Origin of the sequence: Acidisarcina polymorpha (assembly GCF_003330725.1) — a bacterium.
Classification (GTDB): Bacteria; Acidobacteriota; Terriglobia; order Terriglobales; family Acidobacteriaceae; genus Acidisarcina; species Acidisarcina polymorpha.
Genome location: NZ_CP030840.1, coordinates 4199756 through 4214411, shown reverse-complemented (window position 1 = coordinate 4214411; position 14656 = coordinate 4199756). Strand labels below are relative to the sequence as shown.

Annotated in this window: 14 protein-coding genes; 5 read left to right on the top strand and 9 right to left on the bottom strand. The window is 58.0% G+C overall.

Annotated features, from left to right (window positions below):
* Positions 1–61 precede the first annotated feature (61 nt).
* Positions 62–304 carry a hypothetical protein gene (locus ACPOL_RS33200; RefSeq protein WP_150133055.1) on the bottom strand — a complete coding sequence of 81 codons (243 nt, stop codon included), beginning with the start codon at positions 302–304 and terminating at the stop codon, positions 62–64.
* Between the two features lie 191 nt (positions 305–495).
* Here ACPOL_RS33200 and ACPOL_RS17900 point away from each other — a divergent pair, with 191 nt between their 5' ends.
* On the top strand, positions 496–804 hold the full coding sequence (locus ACPOL_RS17900) for a hypothetical protein (protein WP_236656856.1): 309 nt from the start codon (positions 496–498) through the stop codon (positions 802–804).
* 258 nt (positions 805–1062) lie between these two features.
* Positions 1063–2301 carry a pyridoxal phosphate-dependent aminotransferase gene (locus ACPOL_RS17895; protein ID WP_114208266.1) on the top strand — a complete coding sequence of 413 codons (1239 nt, stop codon included), beginning with the start codon at positions 1063–1065 and terminating at the stop codon, positions 2299–2301.
* Positions 2302–2344: 43 nt separating this feature from the next.
* On the opposite strand, the gene cysS is transcribed toward ACPOL_RS17895, so the two are convergent.
* Positions 2345–3823, bottom strand: coding sequence for a cysteine--tRNA ligase (cysS, locus tag ACPOL_RS17890; RefSeq protein WP_114208265.1), 1479 nt, complete (start codon positions 3821–3823; stop codon positions 2345–2347).
* A gap of 104 nt (positions 3824–3927) precedes the next feature.
* Complete coding sequence (gene dacB / locus ACPOL_RS17885; protein ID WP_114208264.1) at positions 3928–5535, bottom strand: D-alanyl-D-alanine carboxypeptidase/D-alanyl-D-alanine endopeptidase; 1608 nt, start codon at positions 5533–5535, stop codon at positions 3928–3930.
* Positions 5536–5581: 46 nt separating this feature from the next.
* Here dacB and folP point away from each other — a divergent pair, with 46 nt between their 5' ends.
* A complete protein-coding gene (gene folP / locus ACPOL_RS17880; RefSeq protein ID WP_114208263.1) occupies positions 5582–6484 on the top strand; it encodes a dihydropteroate synthase in 903 nt (300 codons plus the stop codon).
* A gap of 19 nt (positions 6485–6503) precedes the next feature.
* Here folP and ACPOL_RS17875 read toward each other — a convergent pair whose 3' ends face one another.
* The 4 genes from ACPOL_RS17875 to ACPOL_RS17860 all read right to left on the bottom strand — a co-directional run bounded on the left by ACPOL_RS17875 (position 6504) and on the right by ACPOL_RS17860 (position 9900).
* Positions 6504–7334, bottom strand: a complete 831-nt coding sequence (locus ACPOL_RS17875; protein ID WP_114208262.1) for an FkbM family methyltransferase — start codon at positions 7332–7334, stop codon at positions 6504–6506.
* Between the two features lie 36 nt (positions 7335–7370).
* A complete protein-coding gene (locus ACPOL_RS17870) occupies positions 7371–7937 on the bottom strand; it encodes a nuclear transport factor 2 family protein (protein ID WP_150133054.1) in 567 nt (188 codons plus the stop codon).
* Between the two features lie 252 nt (positions 7938–8189).
* On the bottom strand, positions 8190–8477 hold the full coding sequence (locus ACPOL_RS17865; RefSeq protein ID WP_114208260.1) for a putative quinol monooxygenase: 288 nt from the start codon (positions 8475–8477) through the stop codon (positions 8190–8192).
* A 94-nt stretch (positions 8478–8571) separates the two neighbouring features.
* Entirely contained in the window at positions 8572–9900 is a 1329-nt protein-coding gene (locus tag ACPOL_RS17860) for an adenylosuccinate synthase (RefSeq protein WP_114210892.1), read from the bottom strand.
* A 138-nt stretch (positions 9901–10038) separates the two neighbouring features.
* On the opposite strand from ACPOL_RS17860, the gene ACPOL_RS17855 reads away from it, so the two are divergent.
* Complete coding sequence (locus tag ACPOL_RS17855; RefSeq protein ID WP_114208259.1) at positions 10039–10899, top strand: DNA-formamidopyrimidine glycosylase; 861 nt, start codon at positions 10039–10041, stop codon at positions 10897–10899.
* 828 nt (positions 10900–11727) lie between these two features.
* Complete coding sequence (locus ACPOL_RS34195; RefSeq protein WP_201758875.1) at positions 11728–12621, top strand: response regulator; 894 nt, start codon at positions 11728–11730, stop codon at positions 12619–12621.
* A gap of 74 nt (positions 12622–12695) precedes the next feature.
* Here the strand turns inward: ACPOL_RS34195 and ACPOL_RS17845 are convergent, their stop codons facing one another.
* Positions 12696–13043 (bottom strand): histidine triad nucleotide-binding protein, encoded by a 348-nt coding sequence (locus tag ACPOL_RS17845; protein ID WP_114208258.1) that lies wholly within the window; start codon positions 13041–13043, stop codon positions 12696–12698.
* A gap of 46 nt (positions 13044–13089) precedes the next feature.
* A complete protein-coding gene (locus tag ACPOL_RS17840) occupies positions 13090–14514 on the bottom strand; it encodes a protein kinase domain-containing protein (RefSeq protein ID WP_114208257.1) in 1425 nt (474 codons plus the stop codon).
* Between the last annotated feature and the right edge of the window lie 142 nt (positions 14515–14656).

Below are 14656 nucleotides of genomic sequence, written 5' to 3'. Positions count from 1 at the left end.
ATAGGCTTTAACGCAAGAGCAGCAGGTGGGGGCTGAGCCGCCAGCCCTCACCTGCCGGCGATTACTTCTTTTGGCTGCCGGAATGCGAATGCTCTCCGCCTTTAACCTGGGCCTCATGGCTGGGCTGATTATGGCTGCGTCCATCCTCTTTTTTGGATTTGTTGCCGCCACTGCCCTGGTCGTGTTGGCCGGTAGTGGTTTCGTGAGACCCCTGCTGCGTTCCCTGATGCGAATGCTGACCGCCCTTCACCTGCGCTTCGTGGCTGGGCTGGTTGTGCGTGCGTGGATCGTGTTCGTTTGCCATTAGACTTCTCCCGAAATCAGTTGGTGCCGGCGTTCTGCTGCCGGGTCGTTCCTACGACATGGCTGGCATTCACTTTGGCCGTACATGGCAGCCACGACATGGGATCCTACGCCTGTCGGGTTTTGGTTGTCTATCAATTTGGATAGCCCATTCTCGACGAAAGTGTACTATTTCGCCCTGGGGGTAAGACTGTGGTCAAGATCGGGTTAATTGAACCAATTCAACCTTGGCTGGCGTTGGGGGTGGTCGCGTCGACTGCAGCGACCGACGCGGTATACGTCATGTTTACAGCGGCTGTCTCGGCACGGCGCCGGCTGCAGGCCGCGACCTGGAGCAGCGCCTGGTATCTACTCTCCGCCTTTGCAGTGATCAGCTACACCCGAAACTGGGTGTACGTTTGTTTCGCCGCGGTTGGATCCTGGCTCGGCGCCTATGCGTCGGTGAGCTTGCTGCAGCGGTCAAGCCGAGAGAGTGGCCGGTCTGCCCGGCCAATTGCCTGATCAGTTCCTTGGGCCTTGTGTGTCCCGATCAAGCGTTTTTATTCCCACTATCGACTTTTCCTTTCTAGAGGCGCGAACATACTCCATTTTCCTTGTTTTGGTTTCCGCGCAGAGCTACATTGAGCCATGACTGGCTCCTCCGCCACGCTCCCTGCTTGTTGCCTCGATCGCCGCCTTACAAAACAAGAGACATTTTCCTGTCCGCAAAGATCTCATCGCCCGCTTGTGCTTCGCCTAATTCACATGTGAGGTAAGCGTATGAACGTCATTCATCATGAGCTCGAGACGTCGTGTTGTCCTCCGGAAGATCTACCTTCCCCGGCCGCCATTTCCCGTCGTTCCTTTTTGCGCTTTGCCGCAGCGGCTTCGGCGGCCGGCGCCATTCCGATCTTTACCGAAGCCCGCTTAGCCGCGCAAAATCGCCGCGCGCCAAAGGTGCATCTGGCCGGAGGCGTCTACATCGATGCGAATGAGAACCCCATGGGACCTTCCCCGCTGGCGTGTACCGCCTGCGAAGAGATGACAAGAAATGGCGGCCGTTACCGGACGGACCTGCAGGTTGATCTGGTGAAGTACTTCGCCGCGCAAGAAGGCCTGAAGCCCGAATACGTGATGGTCTACGCTGGATCGAGCGAACCCCTTCACTACACGGTGCTCGCGTATACCGGACCCGGGAAGAGCTTCGTCACCGCAGACCCCGGCTATGAAGCGGGCTTGATGGCCTCCAAGATGAGCGGCGCCAAGGTGGTGAAAGTTCCGCTCAAAGCGGACCATTCCCACGACGTGAAGGCGATGCTCGCGCAAGCCCCCGACGCTGGCGTCTTCTATATCTGCAATCCGAACAATCCCACGGGAACCACGACGCCTCGCGCGGATATTGAATATCTGCTGGCCAACAAGCCGAAGGACTCGATCCTGCTGATCGATGAGGCCTACATCCATCTCTCGGATGCACCTCCCTGCCTCGATATGGCCGCGGCAGACAAGGATGTGATCGTGCTGCGGACCTTTTCCAAGGTCTACGGCATGGCCGGTCTGCGCTGTGGATTCGCCATCGGCCGGCCTGACCTTGTAGCCAAGGTGCAAGCTTACAACGGGTGGAACTCAATGCCGGTAACCTCGGTGGCGGCGGCCCGTGCCAGCCTGGCAGACAAGAACCTCGTCCCCGAGCGGAAGAAGATCATCACTGACGTTCGCAACGAGACTTTCGCCTGGCTGAGCTCGAACAACTACGAATTCATTCCCTCCGTGACCAACTGCTTCATGGTGCAGACGAACCGTCCCGGAAAGATCGTGATCGACGCTATGGCGGCGAAAAACGTGTACATCGGGCGCGTCTGGCCAATCATGCCCACGTGGGTGCGGGTTACGGTCGGTACCAGGCCCGAGATGCAGCAATTCCAAGCTACTTTCAAGCAAGTCATGGATTCATCGGTCACGGCGACTGCAGCGCTTCCGGAAATCTTTGAGGATCTGCCTCCACGATTCGTCTCCTGACGAACATCGACTCATGCGTCCGGAGAAGTGAACCCTGGCTTCCTCATCTTCGCTTCCACCGGACGCCGTCTTTTGAATCTTCCAGCACGATTCCCTTTTCCGCCAACTCCTTGCGAATCGCATCCGCGCGAGCGAAGTTCCGGCTTCGTTTGGCGAGTGTGCGCTCCTCGACCAGAGCATCGATCTGTGCGTCTCCCAGGGACATCGTGGCAAGCAGCTCCGGAGCAGCCTGATCCAGGCGGCCCTCGCGCTCGGCCCATTCCAGGGCGGTCCGGGTGATCTCTTCATCACGATCTTCAAGTACCGCAAAGACTTCGTCGAAGCGCTGGAGAGCCCCAAGGATACGCGGCACATCTTCAGCCCCAAGAGCGCCGGAATCGATAGCGGCATTGCCTGCGCGAACCAGCTCGAAGATGGCCGCCCGAGCTTCGGCGGTGTTCAAGTCGTTGGAGAGCGCGGCACAAAATCCATGGACTGCCCGCTCGGCCTCGGCAGCGAGAGACTGGTTGCTTCCTTCGATGGTTGCGGCCGTCTTCACCCGCTGGTGAAAGGTGCGAAGGCGATCGACGGCGCCGGTCTCCGCGGCAAGACCTTCGAAGGTAAAGTTCAGCTGCTGGCCATAGGGCACTGAAATCAACAGGAAACGGATCGCCGAGGCCTTGAAACCCTTGAGCAGAAGATCGCGAAGGGTATAGAAATTTCCCTCCGACTTCGACATCTTGCGCCCCTCGACCAGCAGGAATCGCACGTGAAACCAGTGACGCGCAAATTGCTTGTGGGTGGCTGATTCCGATTGGGCAATTTCGTTCTCGTGATGGGGAAACATCAGGTCTTCCCCACCCGCGTGCAGATCAAAGGTTTCGCCGAGAAACTTCATCGCCATGGCGGAGCACTCGATGTGCCAGCCAGGGCGCCCCGGTCCGAGGTGCGTCTCCCAACGATACTCACCCTCTTTCGGGGCCTTCCACAAGGCGAAATCGCGGGCGGAATCCTTGTCGTATTCGTCGAGATCCACGCGGGCTCCGTCGCTGATCCCATTGAAGTCTTTCTTCGAGAGCTTTCCATATTCGGGAAATCCGGCGATCCGGAAGTACCAGGAACCGTCTTCGGTCCGGTAAGCCAGGTCCTGGGCAGCCAGCCGATCGATCAACGCAACCATCTCCGCGATGTTCTCCGTGGCCCGCGCGATCACCTCAGGTCGCTCCACGTTGAGCGAATCCAGATCTTCAAAGAATGCCTGTTCGAAGCGAGGCGTATATTCCTCGATCGGAAGCCCTGCAAGCGCGGCGTTGCGAATGATCTTGTCGTCCACGTCGGTCACATTCATGACGTGGCGAACAGTGATTCCCTGCTGCTTGAGAAAACGCCGCAAAACATCGACCTGGAGGAAGGTCCGGAAGTTGCCGATATGGCCATAGTCGTAGACGGTAGGGCCACAGGCATACATGCCGAAAGTCTTGGCGCCCGCTGGAACTAAGTCCTCGATGGTCGAGCTGAGAGTATTAAAAAGTCTGATGGTCATTCTGAATGGCTAGATGAGGTGGTCAATTGGGGATAGGTCAATGCGCTTCGCTCTCTTTGTGGAGTTTATCAGGCTGACGAGGTCAAACCCGCGTTTGGGTCAGCTCAAAGCGCCGCATAGATGGCCTCGATAATCCTGTCGGTGGCTTTGCGAGCTCCGTCGCCGGCCGGGTCATGATCATTACAGAGGATCGAGAGTACGACTGTCTTGCCACTGCGAGTGGTGAGATAGCCGCTCAGAGTATTGACTTCGGCGAGCGTTCCGGTTTTGGCCAGAAGCTTGGCCTTAACCGGCGACTGCTGAAAGCGCGCCGCTAGAGTGCCATCCACCCCGGCGATGGGCAAGGTAGCACGAAACTCGCCTCCCCAAGGCTGGCGAGCGGCATAGACGAGCAGAGTGGTTGCCGCCCGTGGAGTAATCAAGTCCTGAGGTGACAAACCCGATCCATCGAAGAACAAGAAGTCGGAGGGATCGACCCCGGCTTGCATCAGGAACTGGCGCACCACTCGCGCTCCGGCGGCAGTCGATCCATCGTTGAGAACCGATCTGCCGAGATCGTGAAGAATCAACTCGGCATGCAGGTTCTGGCTAACCTTGTTCACCACCATCAGGTCCTGGCTCAGCGGAGGCGAGGCATAGGTGGCCAGCACGCGCTCTGCGGATGCCTCGACCGGAGCCGCGAGCGGCCGGCCCGATGCCAGGTTCGAGGGCAGTGGCATCTTCACCTCCTTAAGAAACTCGGTGGTTGAAAACGGAAAACTATGCTCGGCAGCCGAGGCTCCGACTACTGCGATGCCATGATCGATCAGGATCTGGCGGAAGGCGAGGGCGGCAAACTCCGCCGGATCCTCGATGGCTAGCGCAAGGTGAACGCCTTTGCTATTCACCGGAAGAACGCCATAGAGCCGAACAATTTTAGAGCCGGGCTGGCGGTCCAGACCGAGTTCAGGCTTCGGAGCAGCGGGCCCGGTAAGGGCGCCGTTTTCCAAAGCATAGTAAGGAACTGGAGGATTCCAGGTGGCGGCGATGGGATCGCCCGGCTTCTCGCCTGGCATCAGATCCAGATACACGACATTGTCGTTGACACTGAGCGCGGAGACTGGCGCGCCATATTCCCATTGCAGATCGTCCCATCCCCAGCCGGCGCCATAGCGTTCGAAAGGAAACCAGCGGTCGTCGCCGACCACTCGGCCGGTCACCCGGCGAACCATGCCGGATTTCACCACTTGATCGGCTAACGCGTCGAGCGCCTGCAGTGGCGGATCTGGACGTTCCGTCTTTCCCGCATAAGGCCAGGAGCGCCCCGAGATCGAAGGATCGCCCGCACCCTCTAGAATGATGTCGCCATCGAGCGTCCCTTGCGGATCGATGGAGCCGCGACTGATCACCTTAGTTGTGAAACGGGTAGCGGGCGAGAAGACTGCGAAAGCAGCCGCGGTGGTAAAGAGCTTGGCATTCGAAGCTGGTTCAAACGACTGGCCGTCGTTGAAAGCATAGAGGGGTTTCCCTTCCAAAGTCGTAACGGAGATGCCCCAGTGAGCGCGGGAGATTGCAGGATCCTCGAGAATGACGTCAATGGCCTTGGCGAGAGAAGTGCGGCTCCTCGCGGCTGCAGATTTGTGGGGCGCCCCCGCAACCATGTGCGCAGAAATGAAGACGAACAGGAACAGTTTGCGGAGGTTCATCGTTGGCCGGAGTGTAGCATTGCCCATCTTTCATCGAAAGCCGCCCTGGTTTCGCCTGCCCTAAAATCACGCTATGGCATTCACTCGGCGAGCTACATCGTCCTGGGAACTACGCACCCGCAGGCTTTCGCTGGGCGTGCAAACCACGGTCATGGGAATTCTGAATATCACCCCCGACTCGTTCTCCGGAGACGGCTTGGCCGGCGACCAAGAGAAAGCGGTTGAACGCGGGCTGACGATGTTGAACGCAGGCGCCGGCATCCTCGACGTCGGCGGCGAGTCGACCCGCCCGGGCAAGCACGAGGCGCTTTCCGCAGAGCAGGAGATCGATCGCGTCCTGCCCGTCATCCAAGCCTTGCTTGAAGCACGTCCCGACGCACTGATCTCGATCGACACCTACAAGGCAAAGACCGCCCGGGTTGCGGTCGCAGCAGGAGCGCAGATCGTGAACGATGTCAGCGGCTTCCTCTGGGATAGTGAGATGGCCGAGACCTGCGCCGACCTGCAGTGCGGTGTGGTCCTGATGCATACACGCGGCCGGCCAGACGAATGGAAGACGCTGCCCCGGCTGAGCGCCGAGGATGTCGCGCCTATGGTGAAAGCGGATTTGTCCTGTCGGCTCCAAGCCGCAATGACCGCGGGGGTTCGAAGCGAACGGATCGTCCTCGATCCCGGAATCGGCTTCGGCAAAGCTTATGAGAGCAACTACGCGCTACTCGCGCGTCTGGATGAACTGCGGGAATTGGGAAAGCCGCTACTCTGCGGGGTTTCGCGCAAATCCTTTCTAGGCAGAACTCTCGCGGCCCTCTATGGCAGGGTCGATGCAGCGGTCATCGATCGGAGCAACGCGACGCTCGCCGCGGTCACGGCATCGGTCCTGGCGGGAGCTGACCTCGTTCGGGTGCACGAAGTACCGGCGGCCGTCGAGGCGGCGGCAATCGCGGACGCCATACTTGCTGCCTCTCGTTCTGAATAGATCGAGCAGCATGAGCCGATCAGATCGATTTGCGATGCAGTGACGCCTTGTGCTTCGAGATCGCCAGGGTGGAATAGACGGCGCGGCTGATCGGTCGCCTCGTCTCCCGGGGTACGTTCCCATCGAAAAGCGTATAACCAAGATCCGACAAAAAGGCAGTGAAATCGTCGGCGATCGCCTCGTACACTTCGCAGACAAGGTCTGGTTTCTTCGCTCGCAACAACTCCTCCGCTCCGTAGAGGACGCGAAGGTCGGCCCCTTCGACGTCGATTTTGATCACGTCCGGTGTGGGGATCTGGGTGGCGAGCCAATCAAGAGTAATGGTCAGGACCCGCTGAGTTTCTCGAACTCCACCGGTTTGGGAGGCTCCGTGACCGGCCAGGTAGTTGGCTGCCCGCGCCCGCTGCACGATGTGGAAGGTAGCCAGTGACATCGTATCCGCAACCGCGCAGGGGATGACGTTTACCGGCGCAGCATGAGCGTTCTTCAAGCGTGCCGAACGTCGCAACAGGCCTACCAGGTAGGTGTCCGGTTCAAGCGCGAAGATCTGGCCATCGACGCCCGCGAGCCCGGCTGCAGCAAAGGAGAAGAGTCCAAGGTTCGCGCCGACATCCCACACGACAGCGCCCGGCTGAACCAGCTCTGCAGCGAGATCCAGGAGCATGGGATCGACCGATTCCAGATTCCCTCGAAGATAGCGGAGTCCGCATTCGGGGGTGACGTAAAGCTGAGCGCTGCCGTATTTCGCAGGAAACCGGCGACGAAAGACCCTCCGCCTGGATAGGAGTTCCGCAACCTGGCGTAGCAGCTTGATGGCCTCCTTTGGCGAATATCGAGATGCAGCCGTCATCGTCGATGCTACAGGGTCGAAAGCCCGGGGCACTGCCTATTGGTGGCGACCGGGCCGTTCGTCCGCATCGTGGATACGGCTGGCTTCAAAGCTGATGATCTTCCATTGTCCGAGTCGGCGGTTGTAAACGCGAGTGTATCGATATTTTCCGCTGATATCGCTTTGGCCATTGACTCCCTGCAGTTCTGCTTTGGAAGTCACAACGGCGGTGTCCCCGTAAAGACGCACTTTCAGATCATCCAGATCGAGTTGTGTGATCTTGAGGGTTCCGGCTTTCCGCTGCGCAATTACCTGCGATTTCGTCTCGATTGTGCCATTCGCCGAGATACCGACGTAGTCGTCTGCAAGTAAATGGTCCATGACCGTGATGTCGTTGTCGATCTGAGCCTGCCGCCACTGCATCTCCAGCGTCTCGATTTGTTTGTGGACGGCGCGGGACTCGCGCTTCGGAACCAAAGGGAGGCTAGGCAGTTCGGCATTCACAGGAGTTCCCGCGCGAGATGGCGTGGCGAAGATCAACAACACAGGAAGGACGGTACATGCTGCCGCCAGAGAGATTCGCGAGTAGACTGCAGGCGATCGGTCCTTAGCTCGGAGGCGCATCGGCAGAGGGGGCTCCCACTTCAACTGTAGGGTATCCCAAATATCTTCAGTCGTCTTGAACAGGGCGTTCGGCTGCGAAGAACGCGAGTCGAACTGATCCAGCAATGAGAAAACCTGCTCCGACCCCGGAATCCGGTAGCGCGGGCGAAGTCGAACAGACTCTCTGCCTGAAGCGCTCAAGCATCAAAAAATTTGGTCTCCGCCCTCGAGATTTCGCAGACAGGTCCAGTCCGCGATCTTTTGTCATTCTGCTCAAACGAGCGCGTCAAGCGTCTCGATCGCTCGATCTTTCATGAGCTGATAAAGGCCCCCAACCGCATATTGCTGGAAGTGAGGAGTCGCCCGGTGAGCATCGACAGCTGCCTGGTCCCGGTATTGCTCATAGATCAGGATGGTCTCTGCGTCGCCATCCACCTGATGAGGGACATAGGCTACGCAGCCAGGTTCCTGCCGGGAGGCGTGTGCGAGGTTGCGAAGAATCTCGGCGACTTTGTCGCGATCATCATGAGAGAAACGCATGCGAACTGTAAAGGTCACCATAGAAACAATGCTGCTCCCTGCCCCGCCGGCTTGGCGTCAATAAATCTTCCGTTGCTGAGGCCGGCGACTACATTTCTGATATCTTCGCGACGCATCAGCTTGTCACCGCCGCATGGAGCTCTTCAAACGCCGCAAAGAACTCGGGTAAAGTAAGCGTCTGGTCGCGATCGGGCCCAGTAGAGACCATCCCGATCCTTGCTCCGGATTCACTCTCGAGAAAGCGAAGGTATTCCTTGGCGGCCACGGGCAGCCGATCGAAATCTGTGATGCCTTCTGTCGGTTGACGCCAGCCGGGCAGAGTCCGATAGACCGGCTCAATGGACTCCAGGCCGCGGACATCAGCAGGAATGGAATCAATGAGCTTGCCGCCGATCTTGTAGCCAGTGCAGACCGGAATTTCCGCAAGTTCATCCAAAACGTCGAGCTTCGTCACCACCAGCCACTCGCTTCCATTCACTTGATTTGAGTAGCGTAGCAAAGGAAGATCGAGCCAGCCGCAGCGTCGAGGGCGGCCAGTGACGGCGCCATATTCATGGCCGCGCGCCCGCAAGGAATCACCAGCCTCGTCGTGGATCTCGGTCGGGAACGGGCCTTCCCCCACGCGGGTGACATAGGCCTTGGTCACGCCGATTACCGTGCCGATCTTGGTAGGGCCGACTCCGGTGCCGGTCACCGCGCCGCCGGCGGTCGCGGAGGATGAGGTGACGAAAGGATAGGTTCCATGATCGATGTCGAGCAGGGTTCCTTGCGCGCCCTCAAACATGACGCTTTGGCCTTCACGAATGGCCGCATTGAGCAGCACTTCCGTGTCCGTGACAAACGGAGCGATCTGCCCGGCCAGGCGGGCATACTCCTCGTACATTTTTGCCGGATCAAGAGGGTCGGTGCCAAAAAGCGCATGAGCGATGGCATTCTTCTCGTGACAGGCATTGTGAATATGAGTCCGGAGCAGCGAGGAATTCAGCAGGTCCACGACGCGCAGGCCACTGCGCGCCATCTTGTCCTCATATGCCGGTCCGATTCCCCGGCTGGTGGTGCCGATCTTTTGACGTCCTGGAGCGCTTTCCGCCGCGAGTTCGATCATGCGGTGGTATGGCAGAATCACCTGAGCGCGATTTGAGATGAACAGTTGCCGGTCAACGTCAATCCCGAGCTCGCGCAGCTTGCCAATCTCCTTGAGGAAAGCCGCCGGATCCAGAACAACGCCGTTGCCGATGACGCCACGGCAGTTGGGGCGCAGCACGCCGCAGGGCACCAACTGCAAGATAAATTTCTGCCCGCCAATGATGACCGTGTGTCCAGCGTTGTGGCCGCCCGCATACCGGGCAACAACGGAAAAGCGCTCCGAGAGCACGTCGACGATCTTTCCCTTACCTTCGTCGCCCCATTGAGCGCCGACTACCACTGCTGTTTTAGCTCGCATGAACTTCCAGATCAATCCTCGAAAATCCGACCGTTGCCCGCCTGATGATATAACGGCTGCCGGGCAACGACAAAGCGCGCGTGGCTCTTTTTGGGGCAGATAAGAAGGTCGGAGCCCCATTTGAGAAAATAGGATTTCATGCCGGAACTGCCCGAAGTAGAAACCGTCGCCAATGGCGTGAACGACCGAGTCCGCGGTCAGCGGATTGAGTCGGTCTGGTTGAGTTCAAAACCGCAAACCTTCAAGACGCCCGCTGCTGAGATGGAGCAGGACCTTGCCGGCTGCCGGATTATTCAGGTGCGACGGGTGGGCAAACACATCGTCTTTGACCTGGAAAACGGCGATGCCAGAAGCGGCGTCCTGCTGCAGTGGATCGTGCACCTCGGTATGACTGGACGGCTGCTGGTCTGCTCGCCGGAGGTTCCACTTCCCGCTCACACCCATGCTGTGTTGGGTCTGTCGTCGGGCCGGGAGTTACGCTTCGTCGATCCGCGTCGATTTGGCCGATTGGCCATCTTCCGGATGGAAAACGAGTCGGTCGAACCCTCGCATCAGAGTACCGCGCAAGGCTTCCAGGGTCCCGGTCAGGAGCCGCTGAGCATCGCGCTAGCCGACTTCCAGAAGCTATTTCGGGGCCGCCATCTGCCAATTAAATCCGCACTCCTGAACCAGAAGCTGCTCCATGGCGTGGGCAACATCTATGCCGACGAAAGTCTATTCCGTGCAGGAATTCGGCCGAAACGGATCGCTGGCCGACTTCGTAAGGCCGAGTTGGAGCGACTACACGTCAGTATTCAAACGGTTCTGCGCGAAGCGATTAAGCTCGGCGGTTCCTCAGTTTCGGACTATGTCGACGCGGACGGGGTGCGTGGTTTCTTCCAACTGCAGCACCGCGTCTACATGAGAACGGGGCAACCTTGCCTGGTGTGCGGCACTCCGATTCGCAAAATAGTGCTGGGAGGAAGAAGTACTCATTATTGCCCCCATTGCCAAAGGTGAATCTCGAGCGACCATGAAATGACTTTCACAACGGAAAGCTATGGTTTTACGAAGACTTGGCAGGTTCCTTTTCCAGAAAATGAAGAGTGCAGAGGAATTGGCGGAGGTAAACCGCTCATTCCATTGATCGTGTCTCGCGGTGCTTCGATTGCTACTAAGAGATTGCCAGCGATGCACCGGAGTGATCGAGTTTAAGATCGCTCTCAAAATATAGCCCGGTGCGGGAAGAGCAAGTTCCTAAGAGGACAAGCCGCCCGCCGGGTACGAACTCCGCCCTAGAACGAGCCAGTCTCGTCACCCGGAAGTTCGATCAAGGTAGTAGTTCATGGGAGGCCAGTGATTGGCCATTACATCTGCCTGAGGACCTTAAAGTCTTCCTAACGGAGACTTCCCCAGCCCGATTTCAGAATGGCCGGATCTCCCGGCCGAAAGTCCACTTGCAACATTTGCGGGTTATGAGTAATATTGGATTTGCTCGTCGAGCGAATGTAGCCAGCGGTATCCCAGGCCGAAAATCCTTGAGTTTGATTACCCGCTGCCACTACCTAAAATGAAACGCTTCAACGACAGCGTCTTCACCCTTAGCTCCTATCGCCCGTTTACGATTGCTGGCGAACGCTTGTGGTAAGGCCACAGATTCCTTCGAGTTGAACCTTTTGGTTGAAGGTACCGCCCAAAGCATGTCGATTTCGCTTCCTCTCCAGAAGCTTTGGCTACGGCCGAGCCTAGATAGGCTGTTTAAGTTTGCCGGTAGTTTTTCAACGAGAACCAGCAGCACTCAAGCCGGATGAAAGCTGCAACAATCGCAACGCACCAGGAAGTGCACGCATGACAACAGAACAAGACCAGCCCCAGGCGGCCTCAGGGCCGCAGCAAGAGGGGCAAGCGCCGCAGGGACCGTCCCAGGGACATCGTCGCCGCAGACGCAGACGTAAGGCCCAGAGTGGTAGCAATGCCATCAAGGGTCAACCTTCCCCGCAGCCCAATGGGCAAGCGACCGCGCCAGCCAATGGCCAGTCAAATGGCCAGGGAGCCCCCACCCAGAAGCAGAAATCCTCAAACCAGGGCCGCTTTAGCGGCAAGAACAACAATGGTGGCGGAAATAACGGCGGCAATGGTCAGGGCAGCGGTTCGCGGCGCAAGAGCAAGCCCCGGCGTCAGCAGGTTTTCGTAGGCCCCATGGATCACAGCTACCGGGTCGCGAACGGCAATCTGGCCGACGGTCCCCCCTCAACTATCGAATTTCGCAATGGGAACGGTAACGGCTATCACCACGAGACAATCCTTCCCGATCCGGCGCCAGCGCCCATCCGGCCCGACGCTCCGACGCGGATTTTCTTCTTCATTGAAGACCTTTTCTTCCTGGCAAAGATTCAGGAAACCGCCCGCAAACTGGGCGTCAAGGTAGGATTTCTTAAGGCGGACAAGGATATAGTCGCCCGCCTCAGCGGCGTTCCCGAGGATGAAAAGCCATCCCTGATCGTCTTCGACTTGAACAACGCGGGAGCAAAACCTCTGACCCTGATTCCCAAAATCAAGGCCAAGTTGAAGCGTGGAACTTCGGTGATCGGTTTCCTGTCACATCTGCAGGGCGACCTCAAAGTCAAAGCGACAGAAGCAGGCTGCGATATGGTCATGCCCCGCTCGGCGTTTTCCCAGAATCTTCCGAATCTGCTCCGCCGTCACGGTCTAGAAGAAGAATTAGAAGCCGCCGAGGCTTAGGTCATTCACTTAAGTCTCCTCGCCAAGCGGATAGACATTTGTATCGCTCACGAGCTTCTGCGCCATTGCAGATCTCAACCTGGCGGCCATCCCATGGCGCGCCCTCCGAGCAGATGCAGGTGCAGATGGTCTACCGTCTGTCCCCCATCGGGGCCAGTATTAATCACTGCCCGGTAACCGTGCGTGAGTTTCTCCGTTGCGGCTATCTGGATAGCGACCTGAACTAGATGACCAAGCAGGTCCTTGTGTGCTGCTAACGCGCCCATATGCGTGAGGGAAGAAAAGTGTTCTCGCGGCGCGATGAGGACGTGCACCGGCGCTTGAGGATTGATGTCGTGAAAGGCGATCGCCTGCTCATCCTCAAAGACTTTTCTAGCAGGAATTGTGCCGTTCACGATTTTGCAGAATAGACAATCCGTCAAAAAAATCCCTCTCTAATATTCAATTTTGACGCTCCGGATTAGCCGCTCATTTGGCAACGTAGTTCTGCACGTAGGTATCACGTGGAAAGCCTGCTGAACGGGCGTGTTGCTTGAGGGCTTCCGCCTGCTCGCGGGTCATCGGACCTCCGAGGGTGACCAGAAAAGGAGCATGGCCGGTCGGTGAGAACACATCCGGCTTCAGCGAGGCATGCCGACGATCGATCCGCTCCACCTTCTTCCGGGCTTGACTCTCCCGGTTGTAGGTGTAGGCCACAACCCTCCATGCGTCTCGACTCGCCGTATCGGTGATTGGGGAAGACGGTGGGTCGGCGCTTGGCGAGGCCGCGGACACGCTTACCGGCGCCGGAGGCGGCGCCGATACGCCAGCAGCCGGGGCCGTTATCAGCGGTTTGCCCGTTGCAGCTGGCGCAGTGCTCGGCTGCGGCTTTGAGTACGCGATCGCTCGTGCTTCCGGGGTAAGCGGATGAAAGAAATACCACGCGATCGTAGCCATAATTAATACGACCGCTATAGCTGCATACGCGCCTAACTCTTTCGGCCACTTCTGTGTTGAACCACCGAACGGCAATGTGTTCTGGTCTTTTTCCACCCGCGGCTTTGTCTCTACGCGAGGCCTGGCCTCGGCATAAGGCTTAGCGACATAAGGCTTCGTCTCAGCAGGTTTGGTTTCAACAGGCTTCTTCGCGACCGGCGGCGCCTCTTTCGCGGTTTCGGGGAGAACTTTCGGAAGATCGACTGGTGGCGCTACGACCGCTCTAGGAGTTCGAATTGGAGAGGTTCCCAATGCTGCAGCCACTTCATCCAGCCCCCAATCGCCGCTAAGTCCCTTCCGGATTGCGTCATTCAGAGAGGATGGTATCGACCCAATCGAGGCCAGCCTCTCCACTCTGCGCTCCCGGGTCAGCGCCTGAAGCAACACCATTGCCAGGTCTTTCACATCCTGCGATTGGAGTTGCAGGGTCTCTGCATTGTCAAAGGGCTTCCGGACACAATCGCTTCGAAGTTTGACTGTTTCTCCTACAGCAAACACATTCGCCGGTTCCAAGTGTCCATGGACGATGCCCCTTCGATGGAGCGCCTGTAACGCCGAAATCAGGCTGGTGGCGATCTGCATGGTCTCTTCGGTATTCATGGCGCGATCGCGCAACACCTCGCCGAGGTTGATATCCGGCGACTCCATGACTGCATAGATCAGCGGGATGTCATCGACCTCGGTCGCCCCGAAGCTCCTGATTGCGATCAGGTTCGGGTGCTTCAAATCCCTGACTGTCTGCCATTGCTCGAGGATCTCCTCCTGATCGTTCAAGGTCTCAGTGAGGCGAAGAACGGAAGGGGTTCCAGTACCATTCGAGGTCGCGAAAAGGCCGCTTCGGCCTTCTGGATAGAGAAGCCTCTCTAGCGGATAGCTTCCTGCTATCGTTTTGCCTTCATAGTCATTCCAGAAATTCATGGTTAGTTCCTACTCTCAATAGACTTTCCAAGGTGAAGGGAAATGCCGATCTGGCAAGGTCTGCGTCCTGGTTTGTTTTTGAATGATATTGAGCGCCAAAGAATAGCGATTCCACTGACATCGCGAATTATCCATCATTGCG

Bases quoted from the DNA above. Each gene is read 5' to 3' on its own strand.
- ACPOL_RS33200 (WP_150133055.1), bottom strand. From the start codon at position 304: ATGGCAAACGAACACGATCCACGCACGCACAACCAGCCCAGCCACGAA.
- ACPOL_RS17895 (WP_114208266.1), top strand. From the start codon at position 1,063: ATGAACGTCATTCATCATGAGCTCGAGACGTCGTGTTGTCCTCCGGAA.
- cysS (WP_114208265.1), bottom strand. From the start codon at position 3,823: ATGACCATCAGACTTTTTAATACTCTCAGCTCGACCATCGAGGACTTA.
- dacB (WP_114208264.1), bottom strand. From the start codon at position 5,535: ATGGGCAATGCTACACTCCGGCCAACGATGAACCTCCGCAAACTGTTC.
- folP (WP_114208263.1), top strand. From the start codon at position 5,582: ATGGCATTCACTCGGCGAGCTACATCGTCCTGGGAACTACGCACCCGC.
- ACPOL_RS17875 (WP_114208262.1), bottom strand. From the start codon at position 7,334: ATGACGGCTGCATCTCGATATTCGCCAAAGGAGGCCATCAAGCTGCTA.
- ACPOL_RS17870 (WP_150133054.1), bottom strand. From the start codon at position 7,937: ATGCGCCTCCGAGCTAAGGACCGATCGCCTGCAGTCTACTCGCGAATC.
- ACPOL_RS17865 (WP_114208260.1), bottom strand. From the start codon at position 8,477: ATGGTGACCTTTACAGTTCGCATGCGTTTCTCTCATGATGATCGCGAC.
- ACPOL_RS17860 (WP_114210892.1), bottom strand. From the start codon at position 9,900: ATGCGAGCTAAAACAGCAGTGGTAGTCGGCGCTCAATGGGGCGACGAA.
- ACPOL_RS17855 (WP_114208259.1), top strand. From the start codon at position 10,039: ATGCCGGAACTGCCCGAAGTAGAAACCGTCGCCAATGGCGTGAACGAC.
- ACPOL_RS34195 (WP_201758875.1), top strand. From the start codon at position 11,728: ATGACAACAGAACAAGACCAGCCCCAGGCGGCCTCAGGGCCGCAGCAA.
- ACPOL_RS17840 (WP_114208257.1), bottom strand. From the start codon at position 14,514: ATGAATTTCTGGAATGACTATGAAGGCAAAACGATAGCAGGAAGCTAT.